At 67.7% G+C, this 20804-nt stretch carries 25 protein-coding genes, 1 tRNA gene and 1 pseudogene; 20 read left to right on the top strand and 7 right to left on the bottom strand.

The genetic code is table 11. The annotated features are described in order from the left end of the window. The first annotated feature begins 91 nt into the window (after positions 1–91). Positions 92–1363, top strand: coding sequence for an MFS transporter (locus C8D78_RS06625; protein WP_120951309.1), 1272 nt, complete (start codon positions 92–94; stop codon positions 1361–1363). A gap of 78 nt (positions 1364–1441) precedes the next feature. Further along, complete coding sequence (gene htpX / locus C8D78_RS06620) at positions 1442–2317, top strand: zinc metalloprotease HtpX (protein WP_120951307.1); 876 nt, start codon at positions 1442–1444, stop codon at positions 2315–2317. A 132-nt stretch (positions 2318–2449) separates the two neighbouring features. Here the strand turns inward: htpX and C8D78_RS06615 are convergent, their stop codons facing one another. After that, a complete protein-coding gene (locus tag C8D78_RS06615) occupies positions 2450–2941 on the bottom strand; it encodes a YajQ family cyclic di-GMP-binding protein (protein WP_018773569.1) in 492 nt (163 codons plus the stop codon). A gap of 198 nt (positions 2942–3139) precedes the next feature. Here C8D78_RS06615 and C8D78_RS06610 point away from each other — a divergent pair, with 198 nt between their 5' ends. Next, the gene (locus C8D78_RS06610; protein WP_120951809.1) at positions 3140–3394 is read left to right on the top strand and encodes a hypothetical protein; all 255 of its coding nucleotides are present in this window, start codon (positions 3140–3142) and stop codon (positions 3392–3394) included. Positions 3395–3567: 173 nt separating this feature from the next. After that, a tRNA-Tyr gene (locus C8D78_RS06605) sits at positions 3568–3649 on the top strand. 173 nt (positions 3650–3822) lie between these two features. Here the strand turns inward: C8D78_RS06605 and C8D78_RS19575 are convergent. Next, positions 3823–4461, bottom strand: a complete 639-nt coding sequence (locus C8D78_RS19575; RefSeq protein WP_147429558.1) for a LysM peptidoglycan-binding domain-containing protein — start codon at positions 4459–4461, stop codon at positions 3823–3825. Between the two features lie 120 nt (positions 4462–4581). On the opposite strand from C8D78_RS19575, the gene C8D78_RS06595 reads away from it, so the two are divergent. The 4 genes from C8D78_RS06595 (at position 4582) to C8D78_RS06580 (ending at position 7080) form a co-directional block, all read left to right on the top strand. Further along, positions 4582–5175: a DinB family protein gene (locus tag C8D78_RS06595; protein ID WP_208641889.1), complete on the top strand. Its 594-nt coding sequence runs from the start codon at positions 4582–4584 to the stop codon at positions 5173–5175. Between the two features lie 71 nt (positions 5176–5246). After that, positions 5247–5624, top strand: a complete 378-nt coding sequence (locus C8D78_RS06590) for an META domain-containing protein (RefSeq protein ID WP_244208278.1) — start codon at positions 5247–5249, stop codon at positions 5622–5624. Positions 5625–5755: 131 nt separating this feature from the next. Next, the gene (locus C8D78_RS06585) at positions 5756–5932 is read left to right on the top strand and encodes a DUF1059 domain-containing protein (RefSeq protein ID WP_120951301.1); all 177 of its coding nucleotides are present in this window, start codon (positions 5756–5758) and stop codon (positions 5930–5932) included. Next, complete coding sequence (locus tag C8D78_RS06580) at positions 5929–7080, top strand: EAL domain-containing protein (protein WP_120951299.1); 1152 nt, start codon at positions 5929–5931, stop codon at positions 7078–7080. Before C8D78_RS06585 ends, C8D78_RS06580 begins: the two co-directional genes overlap by 4 nt. Here the strand turns inward: C8D78_RS06580 and C8D78_RS06575 are convergent. Further along, on the bottom strand, positions 7077–7580 hold the full coding sequence (locus C8D78_RS06575; RefSeq protein WP_120951297.1) for a DUF1810 domain-containing protein: 504 nt from the start codon (positions 7578–7580) through the stop codon (positions 7077–7079). The two genes, C8D78_RS06580 and C8D78_RS06575, sit on opposite strands and share 4 nt — an antisense overlap. Positions 7581–7697: 117 nt before the next feature. Here C8D78_RS06575 and C8D78_RS06570 point away from each other — a divergent pair, with 117 nt between their 5' ends. The 6 genes and pseudogenes from C8D78_RS06570 (at position 7698) to C8D78_RS20100 (ending at position 12135) form a co-directional block, all read left to right on the top strand. Next, positions 7698–8630 (top strand): ABC transporter ATP-binding protein, encoded by a 933-nt coding sequence (locus C8D78_RS06570; RefSeq protein WP_120951295.1) that lies wholly within the window; start codon positions 7698–7700, stop codon positions 8628–8630. Then, a complete protein-coding gene (locus C8D78_RS06565) occupies positions 8623–10215 on the top strand; it encodes an ABC transporter permease (RefSeq protein WP_120951293.1) in 1593 nt (530 codons plus the stop codon). The genes C8D78_RS06570 and C8D78_RS06565 overlap by 8 nt, the downstream gene beginning before the upstream one ends. A gap of 155 nt (positions 10216–10370) precedes the next feature. Then, entirely contained in the window at positions 10371–11063 is a 693-nt protein-coding gene (locus C8D78_RS06560) for an MgtC/SapB family protein (RefSeq protein ID WP_341867111.1), read from the top strand. A gap of 111 nt (positions 11064–11174) precedes the next feature. Next, positions 11175–11717 (top strand): GNAT family N-acetyltransferase, encoded by a 543-nt coding sequence (locus C8D78_RS06555; RefSeq protein WP_120951289.1) that lies wholly within the window; start codon positions 11175–11177, stop codon positions 11715–11717. Beyond that, positions 11717–11911 (top strand): annotated as a pseudogene (locus C8D78_RS20105) (VOC family protein); the annotation flags it as partial. The gene C8D78_RS06555 and the pseudogene C8D78_RS20105, both read left to right, overlap by 1 nt. Before the next feature lie 77 nt (positions 11912–11988). Then, positions 11989–12135: a VOC family protein gene (locus tag C8D78_RS20100; RefSeq protein ID WP_341867113.1), complete on the top strand. Its 147-nt coding sequence runs from the start codon at positions 11989–11991 to the stop codon at positions 12133–12135. 13 nt (positions 12136–12148) lie between these two features. On the opposite strand, the gene C8D78_RS06545 is transcribed toward C8D78_RS20100, so the two are convergent. Beyond that, on the bottom strand, positions 12149–12583 hold the full coding sequence (locus C8D78_RS06545; protein ID WP_244208277.1) for a DUF7144 family membrane protein: 435 nt from the start codon (positions 12581–12583) through the stop codon (positions 12149–12151). Between the two features lie 187 nt (positions 12584–12770). Between C8D78_RS06545 and C8D78_RS06540 the strand changes: the two genes are divergently transcribed. From C8D78_RS06540 to C8D78_RS06530, 3 genes are all read left to right on the top strand, one after another. Further along, entirely contained in the window at positions 12771–13499 is a 729-nt protein-coding gene (locus C8D78_RS06540) for a Type 1 glutamine amidotransferase-like domain-containing protein (protein ID WP_120951800.1), read from the top strand. Between the two features lie 136 nt (positions 13500–13635). Further along, positions 13636–14181 carry an acyl-CoA thioesterase gene (locus tag C8D78_RS06535; protein WP_120951287.1) on the top strand — a complete coding sequence of 182 codons (546 nt, stop codon included), beginning with the start codon at positions 13636–13638 and terminating at the stop codon, positions 14179–14181. Positions 14182–14259: 78 nt separating this feature from the next. After that, a complete protein-coding gene (locus tag C8D78_RS06530; protein ID WP_120951285.1) occupies positions 14260–14673 on the top strand; it encodes a thioredoxin family protein in 414 nt (137 codons plus the stop codon). A gap of 97 nt (positions 14674–14770) precedes the next feature. On the opposite strand, the gene C8D78_RS06525 is transcribed toward C8D78_RS06530, so the two are convergent. Further along, positions 14771–15049: a putative quinol monooxygenase gene (locus C8D78_RS06525; protein WP_120951283.1), complete on the bottom strand. Its 279-nt coding sequence runs from the start codon at positions 15047–15049 to the stop codon at positions 14771–14773. A 111-nt stretch (positions 15050–15160) separates the two neighbouring features. On the opposite strand from C8D78_RS06525, the gene C8D78_RS06520 reads away from it, so the two are divergent. Further along, complete coding sequence (locus C8D78_RS06520) at positions 15161–16837, top strand: AMP-binding protein (RefSeq protein WP_120951281.1); 1677 nt, start codon at positions 15161–15163, stop codon at positions 16835–16837. Between the two features lie 146 nt (positions 16838–16983). Beyond that, positions 16984–17904 carry a PDDEXK family nuclease gene (locus C8D78_RS06515; RefSeq protein WP_167467864.1) on the top strand — a complete coding sequence of 307 codons (921 nt, stop codon included), beginning with the start codon at positions 16984–16986 and terminating at the stop codon, positions 17902–17904. 82 nt (positions 17905–17986) lie between these two features. On the opposite strand, the gene C8D78_RS06510 is transcribed toward C8D78_RS06515, so the two are convergent. After that, positions 17987–18967, bottom strand: a complete 981-nt coding sequence (locus C8D78_RS06510; RefSeq protein WP_120951277.1) for a DNA-3-methyladenine glycosylase family protein — start codon at positions 18965–18967, stop codon at positions 17987–17989. Between the two features lie 187 nt (positions 18968–19154). Between C8D78_RS06510 and C8D78_RS06505 the strand changes: the two genes are divergently transcribed. Then, entirely contained in the window at positions 19155–19592 is a 438-nt protein-coding gene (locus C8D78_RS06505) for a VOC family protein (RefSeq protein WP_120951275.1), read from the top strand. Between the two features lie 23 nt (positions 19593–19615). Here the strand turns inward: C8D78_RS06505 and C8D78_RS06500 are convergent, their stop codons facing one another. Beyond that, positions 19616–20749, bottom strand: coding sequence for an SLC13 family permease (locus C8D78_RS06500; RefSeq protein ID WP_120951797.1), 1134 nt, complete (start codon positions 20747–20749; stop codon positions 19616–19618). Positions 20750–20804 lie beyond the last annotated feature (55 nt).

Below are 20804 nucleotides of genomic sequence, written 5' to 3'. Positions count from 1 at the left end.
AGCACTTATTATGATTCCCTCACAATAAGGCAGTGCTAACTATGTCCGTCCGCAGCACAAGGCACGCACTGCCCGCCGCTAGAGTTGCCCGGTGGGGAAATTTCTGGCGGACATCACGCCATTGCGTGAAAGTCCGGCCTTCCGCCGCTTGTGGGCCGGGTCCGCCGTCTCCGCACTGGGCAGCCAGCTGACCGTGGTGGCCGTCAGCCTGCAGATCTACCGGCTGACCCAGGACAGCCTCTACGTGGGCCTGCTGAGCATCTTCGCCCTCGTGCCACTGGTCTTCGGCGGCCTCCTGGGCGGTTCGATCGCCGACGCCCACGACCGCCGCACCGTGGCACTCCTGGCCTCTTCCGTCCTCTGGCTGACTACCGCGGCGCTGGCACTGCAGGCGTGGCTGGAACTGGGCAACGTGTGGCTGCTCTACGCGCTGGTTGCGGTGCAGAGCGGCGCCCAGGCCATTAACCAGTCCGCCCGTACCGCAATCATCCCGGTGCTGGTGCGCAAGGAACTGCTGCCCGCCGCAAACGCCCTGAGCATGATGATTTTCGGCCTGACCATGACCGCCGGCCCGCTGCTGGCCGGTGTGCTCGTGGCGTGGATCGGTTTCGGCTGGACCTACACGATCGACGTCGTCAGCTTTGCCTTTGCGTTTTGGGCGCTCCTAAGGCTGCCGCTCATGCCGCCCGGGAAGCACGCCGGGCCCGCCGGGCTGCGTTCCGTGGTCGAGGGTTTCCGCTTCCTCGGCACCCGGCCCAATCTCCGCATGACGTTCGTGATCGACCTCGTGGCCATGATCTTTGCCCAGCCCCGGGCGCTGCTGCCCGCCATCGGCGCGCTGATGATCGGCGGCGGCGATGCCACGGTGGGCATCCTGCTGGCGTCCATGGCGGTGGGGGCGTTCCTGGCCGGGCTGTTCTCCGGACCGCTTGGCGGTGTGCGCCGGCAGGGCACCGCCGTGGTCTGGTCCGTGATGGGCTGGGGCGCCTCGGTCGCGGCCTTTGGCCTGGTGGTGGTCCTGGCAGACCATACCGGCAGCGGCGCCGTGACGGTGTGGCTGCTGCCCGCCGCCCTGTGCTGCGCCCTGGCCGGCATCGCGGATTCCGTCAGCGCCGTCTTCCGGACCACCGTCCTGCAGGCCTCCACCCCGGACCACCTGCGCGGACGGCTGCAGGGAGTGTTCGTGGTGGTGGTGGCCGGAGGGCCGCGGATCGGGGACATGCTGGCGGGCGGCGCGACTAAACTTTTGAATGAAGGATGGGTTCTGCTGCTCGGCGGCGTGCTGTGCATTGCCGTGGCCTGGACGGTGGCCCGCCTGCAGTCGGGATTCCTCCGCTACGACGCGCGGAACCCGGTACCGTAGCCGTTCGTTTTTCTTCGTAGGCCGTTGAACTGCAAAGTTGTTGAACGGCCGTTGAACTACAGGGCATCAGGAGGACCAGTGCATCAGCATCACAACGGACTGAAGACCGCGGCGCTGTTCGGAGTCCTGTGGGCCGTGCTGCTTGGCCTGGGGGCGTTCATCGCCGCCGGGACCCGCAGCGCCGCGCCGATCTGGATCATGGCGCTGATCGGCGTCGGGACCACGGCCTACGGGTACTGGAACAGCGACAAGCTGGCCATCCGTGCCATGCAGGCGTACCCCGTTACGGAGGCGGAGGCGCCCCAGCTCTACCAGATCGTCAGGGAGCTGTCCGGCCGGGCCAACCAGCCGATGCCGCGCATCTACGTCTCGCCCACCATGGCGCCGAATGCCTTCGCCACCGGCAGGAACCCGCGGAACGCGGCAGTGTGCTGCACCGAGGGCATCATGCGGCTGCTGGACGCCCGCGAACTGCGCGGCGTCCTTGGCCACGAACTGATGCACGTCTACAACCGGGACATCCTGACGGCGTCGGTGGCCGCCGCCGTCGCCGGCGTCATCACCTCGGTGGCGCAGATGATGCTGCTGTTCGGCGGCGGGGACCGCCGCAACGCTAACCCGTTCGCCGCGATCGCCATGGCGCTGCTGGCACCGTTCGCCGCGTCCCTGATCCAGATGGCCATCTCCCGCACCCGGGAGTACGACGCCGACGAGGACGGCTCCTCGCTCACCGGAGATCCGCTAGCGCTTGCCTCCGCCCTGCGCAAGATCGAGCAGGGCGTGCAGCTGGCGCCGCTGCCGCAGGACCAGCGGCTGGTCAACGCCTCGCACATGATGATCGCCAACCCGTTCAAGGGCGCAGGCGTGGCCAAGATGTTCTCCACCCACCCGCCGATGGCCGAGCGGATCGGCCGGCTGGAGCGGATGGCCGGACGCCCGCTCGGCTCGGGCTAGCCGCCCGCCGGCCTGCGTGTCCGGCGACGCGCGAATAGTCTCATGATGCGCAAAAGGGCTGGCGCCACCGGAATACCGGTGGCGCCAGCCCTTTTGCGCGTCGTGCGCTAACTTGAGCCGCGAGCGAGGCCGCTAGCTGCGGAAATTCACGAACTGCAGGTCGGCCTCGTCGAAGCCTTTCAGCAGGTTCATCGTCTCCTGGAGGTCGTCGCGGGACTTGGACGTCACCCGGAGCTCGTCGCCCTGGATCTGTGACTTGACCGACTTGGGGGCCTCGTCCCGGATCAGCTTGTTGATCTTCTTGGCGAGGTCCTGGGCAATGCCCTCCTTGATGGAGGCTTCCAGCCGGAATTCCTTGCCGGAGGCGTAGGGCTCGCCGGTGTCGAGTGACTTGAGCGAGATGCCGCGGCGGATGAGCTTTGACTGCAGCACATCGAGCACAGCCAGCACCCGCTCCTCGGAGTTGGCCTTCATGAGAATCTTCTCGCCGCTGAAATCAACCTCGGCGCCGACGCCCTTGAAGTCGTAGCGCTGGGCAATTTCCTTCTGCGCCTGGTTCAGCGCGTTCGCGACTTCCTGCTTGTCTACCTTGCTGACGACGTCGAACGTGGATTCGCCTGCCATGACTGTCCTCCTGGTGGTTGCCGGTTGCCTGGTGTCAGGCCGGGATATCTGCATTCCAGCCTAGTACGGATGCCCCGGATCTGGAGGCCGTCCGGGCGCGATGACCTCTCACAGTCCACTCATAGCTCAATCACGGCGGGAACGAAGCCGGGCTCGGCAGAGTTGCAAGAGTTGGAACCGCTGCTGAAAGGCAAGAACATGCACCACAAAGCCGTCCGCTACGTCACCCGCACTACCGCCGCCGCTGCCAGCACCCTGGCTACGACGGCCACCTCTGTTGCCGCCGCCGCGCTGGCGGCCTCCATCATTTTGAGTCCGGCCGCCGATGCGTCGGCGCGCATGGACGGGGTCCATTCGGATCTGGCCCGCGCCGTGCAGCTCAACCAGGTCACGCCGGAGCAGGCGGCACGTTTCGAGGCCCGGCTGGCCGGACGCATTCTTGGAGAAGCCTGAATCTCCGCGGTTTTTGGCCCATTTTTTGGCCCTCTTTTGCCTCAGCAAGCCGCCGATTCGATTCTTCGGCGGAAGTTCTGTAAAGTTGTCTTGCCCGCGGGTGCTGGAAGCGGAACGGACTGGAAACAGCCGTTCCGGGACTGGAAACCGCGAGTGATCTTCTTTTGAAGTTCGGCAGATTACCCGAGCGGCCAAAGGGGGCTGACTGTAAATCAGCTGGCAACGCCTACGGGGGTTCGAATCCCTCATCTGCCACCCTTGGAAAGCCTCCGGAACCATTTGGTTCCGGAGGCTTTTCCTTTTGTCCCAGAACCCCGATAACCCCTTGTCTTTCCGGAGTCGTTTCGCTGACGCCTTCGCTGACGCCTTCTGTCCGGGCACTGTGGCCTGGGGTCTTCCGCCCGAGCCCCCGGCTCGCGGCTCACGGCTCAGCTGGCCGGCGGGTTCGGGATGACCACCGTCGTACCGGCCGGCGGAATCCATTCGCGGCCGGTCAGCAGGTTCAGGTTGGCGATTCGCAGTGCATAGAGCGGCACCCCGTAGCGGCTCGCGATCCCGGCGGGGGTATCTCCGGCGCTTGCCCGGTACAGGAACTGTCCCTGCCCGTCCTGCCCGGTGACGCTGCCGCCGGCCCCGAGCTGGGGCACGTCCACGCCCCTGAGGTCGATGACCTGCCCCTCGGTCACGGACGGCGATTCGTTGAAGCTCTTGAGAATCTCTGGAGTCATCCGGAAGTGGGCCGCGATGCCCTCCCAGGTATCGCCGTCGACGGCCGTGTACCGCATCGGCTGGAAGAACCCGTTGGTTTCCGTCCGCCCCTGCAGGCCCTCGTCCGCGGGAGATGGCGCTGGGGGCGGAGCGGGGGATAGGGCTGCAGGCGACGCCGGAGACGCAGGGGCTGCCGGCTGCCCCGCCGGACTTCCTGCGGAAGGGTTCGCGCCGGAGTCGCAGGCCACCAGCAGGATGGTGAGAACTGCGAACAGGGCGGCAGCGAGGACCGCGGCAAGTGCCGAGGGAACAACTGCAGTGGCTGCCAGATGGCGCCCGGCGCCGGAACCATGACTCACGTTGGGTGTCCTGTCATTGAGGGCCTCCCCCCGAGGCCCGCTGCGCCGATTATTCCATACGTTTGAATAAACAGGTGCTTCCCGATGGCCAGGCTCTCCGGGTTCGGTATAGTGCCGGTCATGGACGACAAAGCAATCTTGCACGGCTACCTGCGCACCCGGCGGGACAGCCTCCTGGCGAAGCTCGAAGGCCTCAGCGAGTACGACGTGCGCCGGCCCCTCACGCCGACCGGAACCAACCTGCTGGGCCTGGTGAAGCATGTGGCGAGCGTCGAACTCGGCTATTTTGGCGATGTCTTTGGCCGGCCCAGCGAGCTCGCGCTGCCCTGGCTCGCCGACGACGCGGAGCCCGACGCCGACATGTGGGCCACGCCGGCCGAGACACGGGAGCAGATCATCGAGCTGCACCGGGCCTCGGCCGCACACAGCGACGCCACGATCGATCAGCTCGGCCTCGATGCGCCCGGCGTCGTGCCCTGGTGGCCGGCGGAGCGCAGGCACGTGACCCTGCACCAGATCCTCGTGCACATGTGCATGGAAACCGCGCATCACCTTGGCCACGCGGACATCCTGCGCGAACTGCTCGACGGCAGGGCCGGCCAGCGCCCGGGCGACGCGAACCTCTCGCAGCGCACGCCCGAGGAGTGGGCCGTCCACCGGGCCCGCATCGAGGCGGCTGCGGCCGCCGTTGGAGCGCCGGCTGCCGGCCGCTAGGAGCCCGAAGGTGCCCCGGAGAGGCAGCATGATTCTTCCGTTCGTGAGATCCCGAGGACTACTATGGCGGCATGATCCGGTTGCGTCGAAGCGGTCTGCTGGTTGTTGCCATGCTGGTTGCCGGCCTGGCGTTTACGGCAGTCACGGGGTGCTCCGGTCCGGCCTTGAAATCGTTCGCCGGAAGTTGGGGGCAGACCGTCAAAGGTCAGCCCAACCTCACGATCACCGACGACGGCTCCTTCCAGGGAACGGACGGCTGCAATCGTTTGACAGGCAAAGGATCAATTTCGGGCGACTCCTTCGACTTCGGCCCGATCGCATCGACCATGATGGCCTGCAGCAACGTCGACACGTGGCTATCGCAGGCGCACACCGCCAAAGTGAACGGGACTGTGCTGGTCGTCTACGGCAACAGCGGCAATCAGATCGGAACCCTGGCCAAGCAGTGACCGTGCGGGCTTCGCGGCCGGTTGGAGTTTGTGTTCCGACAACACTCCGCAATTCTGCGAGCAAAATCTCAGTTTCGGTGCGGGCCCATCGTAGGGTTGTCGGGTTCGCCGTTGAAGAAGAAGGAGCTTTCGTGAAGTCGTTTGCCTGTGGAGATGTGGTTCCCGGTTGTGAAGCCCGCTGGGTGTGCAGCACCGAAGATGAGATTCTGGTCAATGTAGCCGCCCACGCCGCATCCGCGCACGGGCTGGAGGCGCTGCCGGCCGACGTCGTGCAGTCCATCCACAAAGCCATCGTTCCCGTTAGTTGATTCACGGGGCAGGCGGCCCCCCGTCCGGCGCCAGGGCCGCTCAGGGCCCGGGGTGGACCGAACATCTGGCGGCCGCCTGCCAAGGTGTTGGCCTTTCCTCGGCCTACCAGCCGATCGTCGATACTGCCCGGGGGACGGTGGTGGGCTACGAGGCGCTGGCGCGGTTCCCCGGGTTCGCCGAGAAAAACCCGGAAGCGTGGTTTGCCGCGGCGCGCGCGCACGGGAAGGCGGCCGAGCTTGAGGCGGCAGCCCTGCGGGCCGCCCTCGTGGCGCGCCCCAGCCTGCCGGCAAACTGCTTCCTGACCCTCAACGTCTCACCCGAGCTGCTGCTGACGGAGAGCATCCGTGACATCTGGCGCAGCCAGGGAGACCTCGGCGGGCTGGTGATCGAGTTGACGGAGCAAACCCCCATCGACTCCTATCTGGAGCTCGAGCCTGACCTCAACCAGCTGCGCGCGGCCGGCGCGCTGATCGCCGTCGACGACGCCGGAGCCGGCTATGCGGGACTCCGTCACCTCCTTGCCCTGCGGCCCTCGCTGATCAAGATAGACCGCGAACTCATCCAGGATGTCGATCGCGACGAGGCCAAGCGCGCCCTGATCTCCATGCTCGGAACCTTTGCCAGCCGCGTCGATGCCTGGATCCTGGCCGAGGGAGTGGAACGGGTGGAGGAACTGGACGCCCTCGTCGCCCTCGGCGTTCCCCTGGTGCAGGGATATTGCCTGGCCCGGCCGGGTCCGGCGTGGGAGCCGATCGGTCTTGACGTCGCCCACCGCCTGGCGTCCAAACCGCCCGTGACGCACCAAAGCATTATTCGCGACATCGTGGAACCGGCCGCGACTGCCTCAAGCACGGAGACTGCGGCGGCCGCGTTTGGAGAGAACCCGGCCCTGCAGTCCGTGGTGCTGATCGGGGAGCATTTGCGTCCCGTGGCGGTGCTCGACCCCGCAGCCGCTGCGGTGGGCATGGTGAGCCCGGGGATGCGGGTCAACCTGGACACGCCGATCAGCGAGGCGCTGGCGCGCTCCATGACGCGGGATCGGGACAGCCGGTTTGACCCCCTGCTGATCACGGACAACGCCGGCCGCTTTGCCGGGATCGCCCGCATGGAACGGCTGATCACGGCGCTGGCAGCGGCGGACGGCTAGCCAGGTCCCGGTCCCGGTCCCGGACCCGGACCCGGTTCCAGCCCGCCGGCCGCTTCCGGACCGGCGGGCTGTCCGGCCAGCAGTTGGCCCGTGGCCGGGTCCGGCACGCCGCCGAAGTAGCGATCCAGGACGTCGCGGAACACGGACTCGCCGGGGGCGGCCGCAAGGAACAACGTCATGGACGAGTGCAGCTTCCGTGCGTCGATGTCGCCAAAGATGTGCACCGCGGAGCGGCCCTGCACGGCCGCCACAGCCGCAGCGGCTTCCACGAGGCGGGGGCCCAGGACGCCGTGCCGGTAGTAGGCACGTGCCTCGTCCAGTGATGTGATGGCGTACCTGCGGGCGGTCTCGCTGCGGCCCAGACCCGCGAGCTGGGGGAACACGAACCACATCCAGTGACTTCGCTTCATGCCGGCCTTCAGCTCGGCCAGGGCATGCCCGTAGGTGCCCCCGGCGTTTTGGGCAGTCACGAACCGTTCAAGATCATAAGGGTCTTCCATGCCCGCTAGGCTACGTCGCCGGGGCGCGGCGCGACAGGCTGAGGCGCAGGCCGCCCGTCTGCGGACGGGTACTTCGGCCGGGGCGGCATTGCCGGCCCCGGGCGTATCGTGTCCCCCATGACGAGCGTCTTGGAAATGGCCGGGGTTGTGAAGCGGTTCGGGCCCGTGGTGGCCCTGAACGGGTTGGATTTTTCAGTCGAGGCGGGCGAGGTCCACGGCTTCCTGGGACCGAACGGGTCGGGGAAATCGACAACCATCCGCCTGCTGCTGGGCATGCTGCGCGCCAACACGGGCTCCATCCGGGTGCTGGGCCTTGACCCGTGGCGCGACGTCGCGAGCCTCCACCGGCGCCTGGCTTACGTTCCCGGGGATGTGGCGCTGTGGCCCAACCTGACCGGCGGAGAGGTGATCGACCTCCTCGGCCGGCTCCAGGGCGGCCAGGACGTGGCCCGGCGCGACCGGCTGCTGGAGCTCTTCGACCTCGACCCGACGAAGAAGTCCCGGGCGTACTCCAAAGGCAACCGGCAGAAGGTGGCCCTGGTCGCCGCGCTGGCCACCGACGCCGAGCTGTTCCTGCTGGACGAGCCCACCAGCGGACTGGATCCGCTGATGGAGGAGGCGTTCCGCGGCTGTGTCCGGGAGCTGCGGGACCAGGGCCGCACGGTTTTGCTGAGCAGCCATATCCTCAGTGAGGCGGAGGCGTTGTCGGACCGCGTCAGCATCATCCGCGAGGGCCGGGTGGTGGAGACCGGGCGGCTTGAGGAACTCAGGCACCTGACGCGGACCTCGGTCACGGCCGACGTCGTGGCGGTGCCCGCCGGCTTGGATGCCCTGCCGGGTGTCCACGACGTCGTCGTTACCAACCACCGCGTCAGCGCCCAAGTGGAACCGTCCGGCCTGGCCCCCCTCATGCGGGCCCTGACCGACGCGGGACTTGTCGCGCTGACCAGCCAGCCGCCCACACTGGAGGACCTCTTCCTGCGCCATTACGGCACGGCGGTGCCGGAGGCCGCGGCCGGGCTGGGAAGCGGGCGCACCGCTGATGCGTGAAACGTTGGCGGGGACCGGAGTCCTCATTAGGCTCGGACTCCGGCGTGACCGGTGGCTCTTGCCGGCGTGGATCGCCGGATTCGCCGCAACAACGTATTCCACCGCGGTGGCCGGCGCCGAACTGTACCCCGATGTCGCGAGCCGGGTGGAGGCCGCCACCGCCCTGAACGCCACGGCCTCTCTCGTGGCCCTGTTCGGCCGGGTGTACGACCCCACGTCCCTGGGCGCCCTGTCGCTCATCAAATACACGGCATTCATGGCCGCCATCCTGGCCGTCCTCATGGTGTTCATCACCGTCCGGCATACCCGCAGCGACGAGGAGTCGGGACGGCTCGAGCTCCTGGGCGGCGGCCGGCTGGGCCGCGATGCGCCGCTCGCCGCCGCCCTCGCCATCAGCTTCGGAATGAGTATTGTCCTCGGCCTCATTACGGCGGTGTCTTTGGCCGCCGGCGGACTGCCGGCCGCGGGCTCGCTGGCGTTCGGGCTGGGCTGGGCCGCCACCGGCATGGCGTTCAGCGCCGTGGCCGGGGTAACCGCCCAGCTGACGGCCAGCGCGCGGGCGGCCACGGGCATGGGCGTCGGCGTCGTTGCGGTGACCTACGGGCTGCGGGCGGTGGGGGACCTGGCCGAACCAGGGCCGTCGGCGCTCTCCTGGCTTTCGCCGATCGGCTGGAACCAGCAGATCCGGGCCTTTGCCGGCGACCAGTGGTGGGTGCTCGCCCTGCCGCTGGCACTCTGCGCCGCGCTCGTGCCCGTGGCGCGGGCGCTCCGTGCCCGCAGGGACCTCGGCTCCGGCCTGCGGGAGGAACGTTCCGGCCCTGCCCGCGGTTCGCTCCGCGGCGTCGGAGACTTGGCCGTGCGGCTCCAGGTCCGGCTACTTGCGGCCTGGGCAGCCGCCTTCGTGGTGTTCGGTGTGGTGATCGGATCGCTGGTTGGTAATGTCACGGATTTGTTGAGTTCGCCGAACGCGCAGGACCTGATCAAGATGCTGGGCGGAACCCAAGCTATGACCGACGCCTTCATTGCCGCGGAGATCAGCGTCATGGGACTCTTGGCCGCTGCCTACGGACTGTCTGCCGCCAGCCGGCTCCGTGACGAGGAGACGGACGGTCACGTCGAGGCCCTGCTGGGCACGGCCACCACCCGTCCCCGGTGGGCCACCAGCCATTTCGCGCTGGCGCTGGCCGGCGTCGCGGTGCTCATGCTGCTGGCCGGACTATCGGTCGGAGCCGGCGCAGCCATTGTCCTGGCCGACGTAAACCAACTCGGCCGCGTCACGGTTGCCGCTGCCGCCCAGATCCCCGCGGCCTGGGTCATGACATCAGCGGTACTGGCCGTATTCGGCTGGGCACCCCGGCTCACCGGGACAGTCTGGGCCCTGCTGTTGATCTTCGTCGCGCTGGGTGAATTCGGCGTGCTGTGGAACGCCCCGGAGTGGGTGATGGAGCTCTCCCCGTTCCGGCACTCGCCGCTGCTTCCGCTGGACGCCGGCGCCGTTGGGCCATTGCTGGGACTCACCGTGGCGGCCGCGGCGCTCGCTGCGCTGGGCTACGCCGGCTGGCGTCGCAGGGATCTGGCCACATGAGCGGAACAGGCCCGCCACTACTCGCCGACAGGGGGCAGCGGTAGTATCAGATTCGAGAGCTCCTGGCGCATTCCGGCAATGACGGAGCGCCGCTCTCGGGCCGAGTCGGAGGGCGGATGGGCGACGCGTACGGGCTTTTCACCAGGACGACACTGGTGGAAATCTGGCTCCTGCTGGCGACATTTATCCTCTGCTCCTTCATAGGTGCCGAGCGCCAAGTGCGGCAGAAGGTCGCGGGGTACCGCACCCACGTCCTGGTCGGACTCGGATCGTGCACTTTCACGCTGATCTCCGCCTACGGCTTCTCGGCTGCACTGCCCCCCGGGGGCACCATGGACCCGGCCCGCATCGCGGCCCAAATTGTCAGCGGAATCGGGTTCCTCGGCGCCGGCGTGATTTTCAAGGGCCGGAACGTGGTCCGGGGCCTCACCACGGCCGCCAGCATCTGGGTGGCGGCCGCGGTCGGCATGGCATGCGGGGCCGGGATGCTTTCCCTGGCGCTCTCGCTGACCGCCTTCCACCTCATCACCTTGTACGTGGTCTCTCCCGCGGTCCGCAAGATCCCCACCCAGGACGCCAACAAGGTCCTGCACCTGGGCTACGCCGACAACCAGGGCGTGCTCAGGGAGGTCTTGGCGGTCGCCACCAACATGGGCTTCAGCTCTTCGATCTTGAGCACCAACAAGGCGGGAACCGACCAAAAACCCATCGTCCTCATGGACATCCGCTTCCACGGTCACCTTCCGCTGCGGGAGCTCGTCCCCTATCTCCTGGACGTGCCCGGAGTGAAAAGCGTCACCGTCCACGGCGCCGATCCGAACGAGGACGACGACGACGGCGGCGCCTGAGAACGTGCCGCGACGGGACCCCGCTTGATGACACCGCTTCATGATGCAGAGCGGCCCGTCCCGGACGGCCCTGCGTTTGAAGCCGTCCCCGATGGCCGTTAGAGTCTCCGGATGACCGAGAACAGCACCGCATTGACGGGTACGGTGCGCGTGCGGGTGCTGCACCGGTCCGACGCCCCCCGCCTGGCCGAGGCCTATCAGCGCAACCGCGAGCACCTCGCGCCCTGGGAGCCTTTGCGGGCGGAGGAGTTCTTCACCGCCGAGGGGCAGGCTGCCAGCATCGAGTCCAAGCTCGGGTTGTTCATCGCGGGGTCCGACGTGCCGTGGGTCCTCATGGACGGTGCCCGCGTGGTTGGGGTGCTGAACCTCAGCGGGATTGTCCGCGGTCCGTTCCTCAGTGCCCACCTCGGTTATTGGGTGGACAAGGACATGACCGGGCGCGGCATCGGTTCGTCCGCGCTGGACTTTGCCATCCAAACCGCGCGCACCGAGCTGGGGCTGCACCGGCTGCAGGCCGCCACCCTGCCGCACAATGCCGCGTCGCAGAAGATCCTGAAGCGGGCCGGCTTCGAGGAGATCGGCCTGGCCCCGGAGTACCTGCGGATCGCCGGTTCCTGGCAGGACCATGTCCTGTTTCAGCGGATTCTGTTCTGATGGCAGCCGACCCGGTTGACCCGGCGTCCCTTGGCTCCCTGCACCATGTTGAACTCTGGGTGCCGGACCTGCAACGGGCCCAGGACCAGTGGGGCTGGCTCCTGGGCCGGCTGGGATACGAGGCCTACCAGGACTGGGAGCACGGGTGCAGCTGGCGTCGCGGGCCCACATATATCGTCGTCGAGCAATCGCCCGCCCTGCTCGGGACCGTGCACCAGCGCACTGCGCCGGGGCTGAACCACCTCGCCTTCAGTGCGGGACCCGGGAGCAGGTGGACGCCCTGTCACGCGAGAGCGTCAGCCATGGCTGGAGCGAACTCTTTCCCCAGAAGTACCCGCATGCCGGCGGTCCCGGCCACTTTGCCGCCTACCTCGTGAATACAGATGGGTACGAGGTGGAACTGATTGCGGCAGGCTGACCGCGTCGGTGCCCTACGGGTTGCCGGACGGAGGCGCCTTTTCGGCCTTGAGTTCCTCCCCGTGCGCGATGATCGCGAAGATGATCAGCACGTCGACGGCGATGACGATGAAGGACCACCACGGCTGCTGCGGGATGAGCATCAGCTGAACCACCGCGCTGACGCCCGCGACCACCACGGCGACGATCCGGGCCCACGTTGCGCCGGAGAAGAGCGCGACGGCGGTGAGGATCAGGCCCGCACCGATCGCGATATTCCACCAGCCCCAGCCCTTCGCATCGAAGATGTACAGGGTGCCCGGGGTGGACAAATAGTAGGTGTCGGGCCCGGTGAGCGCGACCAGACCTTGAAGGCCGCTGAAAACACCGTTGATGATGAGAATGACTCCGGCGAAACGGACCCAGCCGGTCCAGCCAGTCGAAGCGACAGGATGATGGGCAGTACTCATTTTGCCGACCGCTTTCCGTTGAATGCTCTGCCGTCGGCCTCATGGTCGGCGCAGTCGTGAGGTGAAGGTAGTACCGATTCCGATTATGTTCCTGTCAGTCTGGGACGGTCAATCGCTGCAGGAACTTTGAAGCCGCCCCATGCGCCCGGACCATTGCGCCCGCCTCGCAGACGGGTACGTTGAAGCCATGACCATCTTGCTTGTAGGCGGCGGCCCGGACACGGTGACAACTCCCGCCGTCTTTGACCGGTTCGTCGAGGAACTCCGGCGCCGGACCCCGGACAGGGCTCCACGGGTGGCCGTGATTCTCTTCGACAACCACGGCAGCTCGGAATATTTCCTGCCCGCCTATCGGCAGCCGCTGGAAACGCGCCTGGCCTGCGAGATACTCCCAGTCCTGCTCCGCGCCAACGACGCGGCGGATCCTGTCGGGTTCGACGCGGTGGACGGAATCGTGGTGGGCGGAGGACCGACGCCGGGCTACCTGGCAGGCCTGCTGCCGTTTGCGGAGGCCATCCGCCGGGCAGTCTCCGACGGTGTGCCGTACATGGGTTTCTCCGCGGGGGCGATGATAGCGCCGGGGCGGGCGATCGTCGGCGGCTACCGGCTCCGGGGCGCCGAGGTCTGCCCGGCGGAATGCTCGGAGGGCCTCGAGGAGTTGGAGATCCGGGACGGGCTGGGCCTGGTGCCCTTCGCCGTCGACGTCCATGCCGCGCAGGCCGGAACGCTCGGCCGGGCCGTCGGCGCAGTGGCGGCAGGTCTCGTGGACCGTGCCGTTGCCGTGGACGAGAACACCGCCCTGGTCCTGCATCATGCTGACCTACAGCAGCTGGAGGTCCTTGGCACCGGCAACTGCTGGACGGTCCGCGGCGCCGGACCCAAAGCCGCCGTCTCGATCCTGTCCGCGCGTAGGTAGCCCGGGGCTATCCCGCCGGGGGCGGTGCCGAACCAGTGCGCACGCAGTGCCGAACCCGTGCGCCCGCAGCCTGCGCCCGCAGCCTGCGGCCGCCCCGCCCCTTGGCACTCTTATTACTCACGGGTAACATTGCCTCATGCACCTCCTGCTCCGCACCCTCCTGCTGCTGTTCACGTCCTCGCGCCGCCCGCCCCTGAGCATCTGGGACAGCTCCTCGCTGCCGCTGCGGGTCCTGCCCACGGACATCGACATCGCCATGCATGTCAACAACGGCATGTATTTCTCGCTCATGGATCTCGGACGCTTCGACCTCATGGCCCGCAGCGGAACCTGGCAAAAGATGCGCCGCCGGGGCTGGTCCCCGGTGGCGGCGGGGGAGACCATCGCCTTCCGCCGGTCGCTGCAGCTCTGGCAGCGGTACAGCATCGAATCCAAGATCATCGGACTCGATTCGAAGGCCATCTACTTCGAACAGCGGATGGTGGTGGACGGCGAGGTTTACGCGCGCGCCCACATCGCCACCCGGCTGGTCAGCAAGGGCAAGCCTGTCAGCCAGGAGGAAATCATCCGTGAATTCGGAGCGCCCCCGGCGGAGCTGGAACTGCCCGAATGGATCCACGAATGGCGCGAAACCAACGCCCTCCCCGGCGCCCGGCGCCCCGCCCCGCACGCCTGGAGCTGATCGGCGCCGCCATTTGCCTGGATGTGCCAACAGCGAAATGCCGGGGACAATCCACGCCGGCTCCCGTACCGTTGACTCATGGCTACCGTAGACATCACAGGTGAACAGTTCGCAGCGACCGTCGAAGACAACGACATTGTTCTTGTCGATTTCTGGGCCGAATGGTGCGGCCCGTGCAAGCAGTTTGGCCCCACGTACTCGGCAATCTCCGAGAAGCACCCGGACGTTGTCTTCTCCAAGGTGGACACCGAGGCCGAGCAGCAGCTCGCTGCCGAAGCCGGCATCACGTCGATTCCCACGCTGATGGCCTTCCGCGAAAAGGTCCTGGTGTTCTCGCAGCCCGGCGCGCTGAACGCCCAGCAGCTGGAGCAGGTGGTGGACGCCGTCAAGGCCCTGGACATGGAAGAAGTCCACGCCCATGTGGCCCGCTCCCAGGCCGAAGCTGCCGCCGCGGCGGGCCAGCAGGACGGGACTCAGATCCCGGACGCCTAATCCACCCCGGCTTAAAGCAACGCGGGGTCACTTCGCGCCTATCCCTGAGGGGATCATGGGCGCTAAGTGACCCCGCGTTGCTGTTGTAGGGGAGGGTTTAGAGCTTTTCGAGCTTGACCGGTTCGGCCAGCAGCGCGCTGAGGGACTCGTTCAGGTCCTGGACCGCCGTGCCCTTGGAGTGCGTGTCCAGGTCTTCCTGGCTGGCCCACCGTTCGGTCAGCACGAGCTTGTCCTCGCTGGCCTCGGTGAGTTCGTAGCGGATGCAGCCGGGCTCGTTGACCACTTCGTCAATCGCGATGTCCAGGGCGAGCTTCACGCGGAAGAATTCGCCGTCGTTGGGGATGAAGGTGGCCAGCAGGTCGATAGGTGCGCTCATGGCACCCACCCTACCGGGCGGCCCTGCCGGCGTCCGAAGATGACCTGAAATTTCATAGGACTTCCAAGCTTTGCTCTTCTTTTGCCTCCGCTCAGTTGGTAGCGTCACACCATGCTTGCTTACACAGCCGGGGACACTGACGTCCCGCTGCTCGAGGAAACCATTGGCGCGAACTTCGAACGGATCGCGGCGCGGTTCCCGTATCACGATGCCTTGATCGAGGCGGCCGCGGTGCCCGGCGAAGAGGCCCGGCGGTGGAGCTATACCAAGCTGAACGACGACGTCGACCGTCTGGCGCGTGCGCTCCTGGCCCTGGGCGTCGCGAAGGGCGAGCGGATCGGCATCTGGAGCCCGAATTGCGCCGAGTGGACCATCCTCCAGTACGCCACCGCGAAGGCCGGGGCGATCCTTGTCAACGTCAATCCCGCCTACCGCAGCCACGAGCTCGAGTTCGTGGTCAAGCAGAACGGCATGCGCATGCTGGTCACCGCGCCCTCGGACAAGAACAGTGACTACACGGGGATGGCGCGGCAGGCGCTGGCGGCGTGCCCGGAGCTGCGCGAACTGGTCTTCCTCCCCACCGGCGGCGCGGACGGGCTGGTTGCCGGCGATCCCGAAGGTGAGGCGGAGCGGACGTACGCCGAGCTGCTCAAGCGGGCAGACGACGTCGGGCACGCGGCGCTGCGGGAGCGCATGGCGGCGCTGGATCCGCAGGATCCCATCAATCTGCAGTACACCTCGGGCACGACCGGATTCCCGAAGGGCGCCACGCTGACACACCACAACATCCTCAACAACGGGTTCTCGATCGGAGAACAGCTGGGCTACACGGAACACGACCGAGTGGTGATCCCGGTGCCCTTCTATCACTGCTTCGGCATGGTGATCGGAAACCTGGCGGCCCTCAGCCACGGCGCCGCCACCATCATTCCTGGCCGGTCGTTCTCGCCGGCCGCGGCGCTCGAAGCCGTGCAGGACTTCGGCGGTACTTCTCTCTACGGGGTGCCGACCATGTTCATCGCCGAGCTCGCCCTGCCGGATTTCGCCTCCTACGACCTCTCGACACTGCGCACGGGCGTCATGGCCGGGTCACTGTGCCCGATCGAGGTAATGAACCGGGTTATCACCGAGATGAACATGAAAGATGTGGCCATTTGCTACGGCATGACGGAGACCTCGCCGGTGTCCACCATGACCCGGAGCGTGGACACCATTGCCCAGCGGACCGAGACCGTGGGCCGGACCATGCCCAACATGGAGAGCAGGATCGTGGACCCGGCCACTGGGGAGACGCTGGAGCGCGGGGAAATCGGCGAGCTCTGCACGCGCGGCTATGCCGTGATGCGCGGGTACTGGAACCAGCCCGAGAAGACCGCCGAAGCGATCGACGCCGAAAGGTGGATGCATACCGGGGACCTCGCCCGGATGGACGCCGACGGCTACATCGTCATCGAGGGCCGCATCAAGGACATGGTGATCCGCGGCGGCGAGAACGTCTATCCGCGCGAAATCGAGGAATTCCTTTACACCCACCCCGACATCCAGGACGTCCAGGTGATCGGCGTGCCGGACGCCAAGTACGGGGAGGAACTGATGGCCTGCGTCATCCTGAAACCGGGATCCGCGCCGCTGGATGCCGCCGGCCTGGCCGAGTTCTGCCGCGGCAAGCTGGCGCACTACAAGATTCCGCGCTACGTGGACGTCCGGGAGAGCTTCCCCATGACCGTCTCCGGCAAGATCCGCAAGGTGGACATGCGCCGGGAGGCCGCGGCCCGGCTGGGCCTCTAAAAACCAACGCCCAACACCAACGCGGGGTCACTTACGGCCCATCCGGAGCCCCCGGATGGGCCGTAAGTGACCCCGCGTTGTGGTGATTCCTGAGGGCCTGTGGATAACCTCAGCGCCGAGGCTGATCCGCGGTCACAATAGTGCCCATGGTCCGCATTGTGCCGCTCCCCGGAAGCCTCGTCCAGACACCGTTCACCGTGTATGAGTCACGCGCGCTGGGCGTCCGGCCCAAACGTCTGCGCGCCCATGATTTGTCCGACGGCGGCCGCCTTATCTATCTGCCCGCCAGCCGGCACCTTGAGATCATCGAAAGGGCTCGGGTTCTCGCCGCCGCCACCCCTGGCGCCTGGGCTTCGCACGAAACCGCGGCCGTACTGACCGGCCTTGGACTGCCGCCGTGGCTGGGCGGGTGTCCGACCATCCACCTCAGCAAGCCCCATGAACTGCCCAGGGTCCGCCGGGCCGGGGTCACAGGCCACCGCGTGCGGTGCATCCCCGGCGAGCTGACCGAGGTCGACGGCATCCCGGTGACCGCACCGCCCCGGACCTGGCTGGATCTGGCGGCGGTCCTGCCGCTCAACTACCTCATTGCCCTGGGCGACCAGCTCATCCGGCAGCCCCGGCCCAGCCTCGAACAGAGGCGGGAACCCTACGCCTACAAGGACGGCCTGCGGCTGTTGATCCGCCAGCATCCCAACATGAAGGGCGTCGAGAAGGCCCGGCTGGCCTTGGAAGAGATGCGCGTGGGAGCAGACTCCTTCCCGGAGACGTTCTTGCGGCTGGCGCTGCTGGATGCGCGTCTGCCGGAGCCGGAGCTGCAACTGAGGCTTGATCCGGATGACCGGCGCTCGCCGGCTGCTGACTTGGGTTACCGGAGATTCCGGCTCGCCGTCCAGTACGACGGCGCTCCCCACCTCACCCGGGTACAGCAGTCGAAAGACAACCGTCGCGACGAGGCATTCCGCAGCGCGGGCTGGGCGTACTTCAAAGCCAACGCCGATGACCTCGCCGAGGGGTTCGAATCCGTCATCGCCAGGATCAAACGGGCCCGGCTCCGCCCGGTTTAAGGCAACGCGGGGTCAGATCGCGCCCATGTAGGGGCCCCGGATGGGCCGTAAGTGACCCCGCGTTGGTTGGTGCGCTGGCCGGTCAGTGGCCGCGGTGGTCCTGGATCGTCATCCGCGGGCCGAAGGTCGGTTTCCGGAAGCCGCTGAGCCCGATCATGCGGACCACCCGCTGCCGGTGCCCCGCCCAGGGCGCGAGCAGCCTGAGCATGCCGGCATCGTCCGTGCGGCGGCCGGTCAGGGCGGCACCCACGTAGGCGGCAAGGTGGTAGTCGCCCACCGCGATGGAGTCCGGGCATCCGTGCGTGCGCTGCACCACCTCCGCGGCCGTCCACACCCCGATGCCGGGAAGGGTCTGAAGCTTGGCCGCGGCCTCCGCCGCGGGGAGGGCGGCGAGACGTTCAAGCGCGACGGCGGACCGCAGCGCGCGCATCACGGTTGCCGAACGCTGCGGTCCCACGCCGGCCTTGTGCCATTCCCAGGACGGGATATGCAGCCACTGCGCGGCCGTCGGCTGGACCAGCAGATTGGCGGGAGCGACGGTGCCGGCACCCGGAGCCGCCGTCCCGAAGCGGTACATCAGGTACCGGTAGCCGCGCCGGGCCTCAATGACGGTGACTTTCTGTTCCAGGATGGTCGGCACCAGCGAGTCGATCATCCGGCCGGTGGCGGGCAGCCGCACCGTGAGGTTCCGGCGTCGGGCTTCGACCACCATGCGCGGGAGGGTGGCCTGGAACGCGGGGGCGTCGAAGCAGGACCAGTCGTCCTCGCTCCCGAGCATGCGCGGCACGGACCTGACGGCGTCCGCAGCCCCGGGCCCCCAGGCCTGCGCATCCACCGAGGGGTCCGCCCGCGGCCCGGAAGTCGCCAGACGCAGCGTGGCCGGGCCGGCCGGCGTCGTGAATGCGAGCCAGGTCCCGTCCGGCGCGGCGCGGATGGACGGGTCGCCGTGGCCGCGCAGGAGCGTGCCGATGGTCTGCATCAGGTCGAACGGGCCGCCTGGATGCCACCGCAATGACGCGTCCGCCGCGGCGGCAAGGCCGGCGGGGAGGTCAGCGATGCTCATCCGAACATGTTCGCATGCCCGCCTGACAGCGGCCGTATCCGCAGCCGTACCCGCAGCCGCGAAGCGCGGGCCGAAGCGCGGGCCGTAGGGCCCTTAACCCCCGGCGCCGCCGGGGCTAAAATCCGGCTGTGGCGTGGAGCCTCCACGACCGACTCTTAGCCCCGATCCTTGTTCTTAGGAGAGTGTGATGGCTGGTGGAGTAGTACATTTCGAAATCCCGGCAGACGACGAGGGCCGCGCCCGCGGGTTCTACAGCTCGGCGTTCGGCTGGGAGATAAGTTCCGTGCCGGAGATGAGCTACGCCATGATCAAGACGACGGCGACGGACGCAACGGGCATGCCCGCCGTTACGGGCTCGATCAACGGCGGCATGTTCCGCCGGGAAGGTGACCTCACGTCCCCGGTGGTCACGGTGGACGTTGATGACATTGACGCGGCGTTGGAGAAGATCACATCCCTGGGCGGCAGCACGGTCTTGCCTCGGCAGGCAATCGGCACCATGGGCTGGGCCGCCTATTTCAAGGACACCGAAGGCAATGTAGTGGGCCTCTGGCAGAGCGCACCGCGCGAGGGCGCCGCCGGCTCGGCGTCGGGTGGGGCCGCGGCGAACGACATCGGCGCCTGAGGCTTCCGGCCCGGTCCCCGGCCTCAGTGCCTTCCCGTGGTGAGCCACAGTGCCACGACCGCCAGCGGGACGGTCAGGACGACGGCGACGACGCCGGCCAGGGCGAAACCGCCCCAGCGGATGTCCACGTTGAGGGCGCGGAGCCGCTCGTGCCACAACAGCGTGGCCAGCGACGCCCACGGGGTCACCAGCGGGCCGAGGTTCACCCCGATCAGCAGGGCCGCCAGCCGGGCGGGGGAGCCGCCGACCGGTTCCAGGGCCAGGTAGGCGGGCAGGTTGTTGACCGCGTTGGCCGCCACGGTGCCGAGTCCGGCGAGCTGCAGCAGCGCCGGCAGGGTCTCGCCCGTTCCTGCGATCCCTGACAGGAAACGGGTCAGTCCGTTCGCGTGCATGGCCTCCACCACCATGAACAGGCCGGACGTGAGCATAAGCGGCCGCCACGGAATCATGGACCAGCGCAAGGCCGAGCGGCGCCGCCAGAGGAACAGCAGCACCAGGACGGCAGCCGCGGCGATGGCGGAGATCTGCACCGGAACCCCGGAGACGAGTGCCGGCAGTAGCACCACCATGACGCCCGACGCCGCGTACAGCAGCACCCGGTCCCGGACCTTGTGGATCGGCTGCGGCCCGTATTTGCCGCGCAGATCCTTCCGAAACGCCAGCCACAGCAGCACCAGCGGCACCAGGATGCCCACCAGGGCCGGCGCCCACACCAGCGCGGCGAACGCGGCGGGGCTGAGCTTGAGCCGGTCCTGCGCCAGCAGGTTGGTCAGGTTGGAGACCGGCAGCAGCAGCGAGGCGGTGTTCGCCAGCCAGACCGTGGTCAGCGCGAACGGCAGCGGGGGAATGCGGGCGTGAATAGCCAGCAGCACGACGACGGGAGTCACCAGCACCGCCGTCGTGTCCAGCGACAAGAACACCGTCGAGACGGTGGCGAGGGCGATGACGAGGAGCCACAGCAGGAGGACCCGGCCGCGGCCCAGGGCGGCAATCCGCTCGGTGACCACCCGGAACAGGCCGGCCTCATCCACCAACTCGGTGACCAGCGACATCGCCACCACGAACGCCAGCACCGGCACGGTCCGTGCCGCGAGTTCCTGGAAGGCGGGGACCGGCAGCAGCCCGGACGCCAGAGCCGCGCAACCGGCCAGCAACATGCCCGTGGGCAGTGCATAGCTTTTGAATTTCTTCAGCCCGGCGATCCTTTTCACC

It is taken from the genome of Arthrobacter oryzae (genome assembly GCF_003634095.1).
Lineage (GTDB): Bacteria > Actinomycetota > Actinomycetes > Actinomycetales > Micrococcaceae > Arthrobacter > Arthrobacter oryzae.
This window is presented reverse-complemented; position numbering and strand designations above follow the sequence as displayed.

Excerpts from the sequence above, each read along its gene's own strand:
- C8D78_RS06515 (WP_167467864.1), top strand. The coding sequence starts at position 16,984 with ATGGTCCGCATTGTGCCGCTCCCCGGAAGCCTCGTCCAGACACCGTTC.
- C8D78_RS06505 (WP_120951275.1), top strand. The coding sequence starts at position 19,155 with ATGGCTGGTGGAGTAGTACATTTCGAAATCCCGGCAGACGACGAGGGC.
- C8D78_RS06595 (WP_208641889.1), top strand. The coding sequence starts at position 4,582 with ATGGACGACAAAGCAATCTTGCACGGCTACCTGCGCACCCGGCGGGAC.
- C8D78_RS06615 (WP_018773569.1), bottom strand. The coding sequence starts at position 2,941 with ATGGCAGGCGAATCCACGTTCGACGTCGTCAGCAAGGTAGACAAGCAG.
- C8D78_RS06570 (WP_120951295.1), top strand. The coding sequence starts at position 7,698 with ATGACGAGCGTCTTGGAAATGGCCGGGGTTGTGAAGCGGTTCGGGCCC.
- C8D78_RS06540 (WP_120951800.1), top strand. The coding sequence starts at position 12,771 with ATGACCATCTTGCTTGTAGGCGGCGGCCCGGACACGGTGACAACTCCC.
- C8D78_RS06535 (WP_120951287.1), top strand. The coding sequence starts at position 13,636 with ATGCACCTCCTGCTCCGCACCCTCCTGCTGCTGTTCACGTCCTCGCGC.
- C8D78_RS06565 (WP_120951293.1), top strand. The coding sequence starts at position 8,623 with ATGCGTGAAACGTTGGCGGGGACCGGAGTCCTCATTAGGCTCGGACTC.
- C8D78_RS06590 (WP_244208278.1), top strand. The coding sequence starts at position 5,247 with ATGATCCGGTTGCGTCGAAGCGGTCTGCTGGTTGTTGCCATGCTGGTT.
- C8D78_RS06525 (WP_120951283.1), bottom strand. The coding sequence starts at position 15,049 with ATGAGCGCACCTATCGACCTGCTGGCCACCTTCATCCCCAACGACGGC.
- C8D78_RS06510 (WP_120951277.1), bottom strand. The coding sequence starts at position 18,967 with ATGAGCATCGCTGACCTCCCCGCCGGCCTTGCCGCCGCGGCGGACGCG.
- C8D78_RS06555 (WP_120951289.1), top strand. The coding sequence starts at position 11,175 with ATGACCGAGAACAGCACCGCATTGACGGGTACGGTGCGCGTGCGGGTG.
- C8D78_RS06520 (WP_120951281.1), top strand. The coding sequence starts at position 15,161 with ATGCTTGCTTACACAGCCGGGGACACTGACGTCCCGCTGCTCGAGGAA.
- C8D78_RS06530 (WP_120951285.1), top strand. The coding sequence starts at position 14,260 with ATGGCTACCGTAGACATCACAGGTGAACAGTTCGCAGCGACCGTCGAA.
- C8D78_RS06500 (WP_120951797.1), bottom strand. The coding sequence starts at position 20,749 with ATGTTGCTGGCCGGTTGCGCGGCTCTGGCGTCCGGGCTGCTGCCGGTC.
- C8D78_RS06610 (WP_120951809.1), top strand. The coding sequence starts at position 3,140 with ATGCACCACAAAGCCGTCCGCTACGTCACCCGCACTACCGCCGCCGCT.
- C8D78_RS06545 (WP_244208277.1), bottom strand. The coding sequence starts at position 12,583 with ATGAGTACTGCCCATCATCCTGTCGCTTCGACTGGCTGGACCGGCTGG.
- C8D78_RS06575 (WP_120951297.1), bottom strand. The coding sequence starts at position 7,580 with ATGGAAGACCCTTATGATCTTGAACGGTTCGTGACTGCCCAAAACGCC.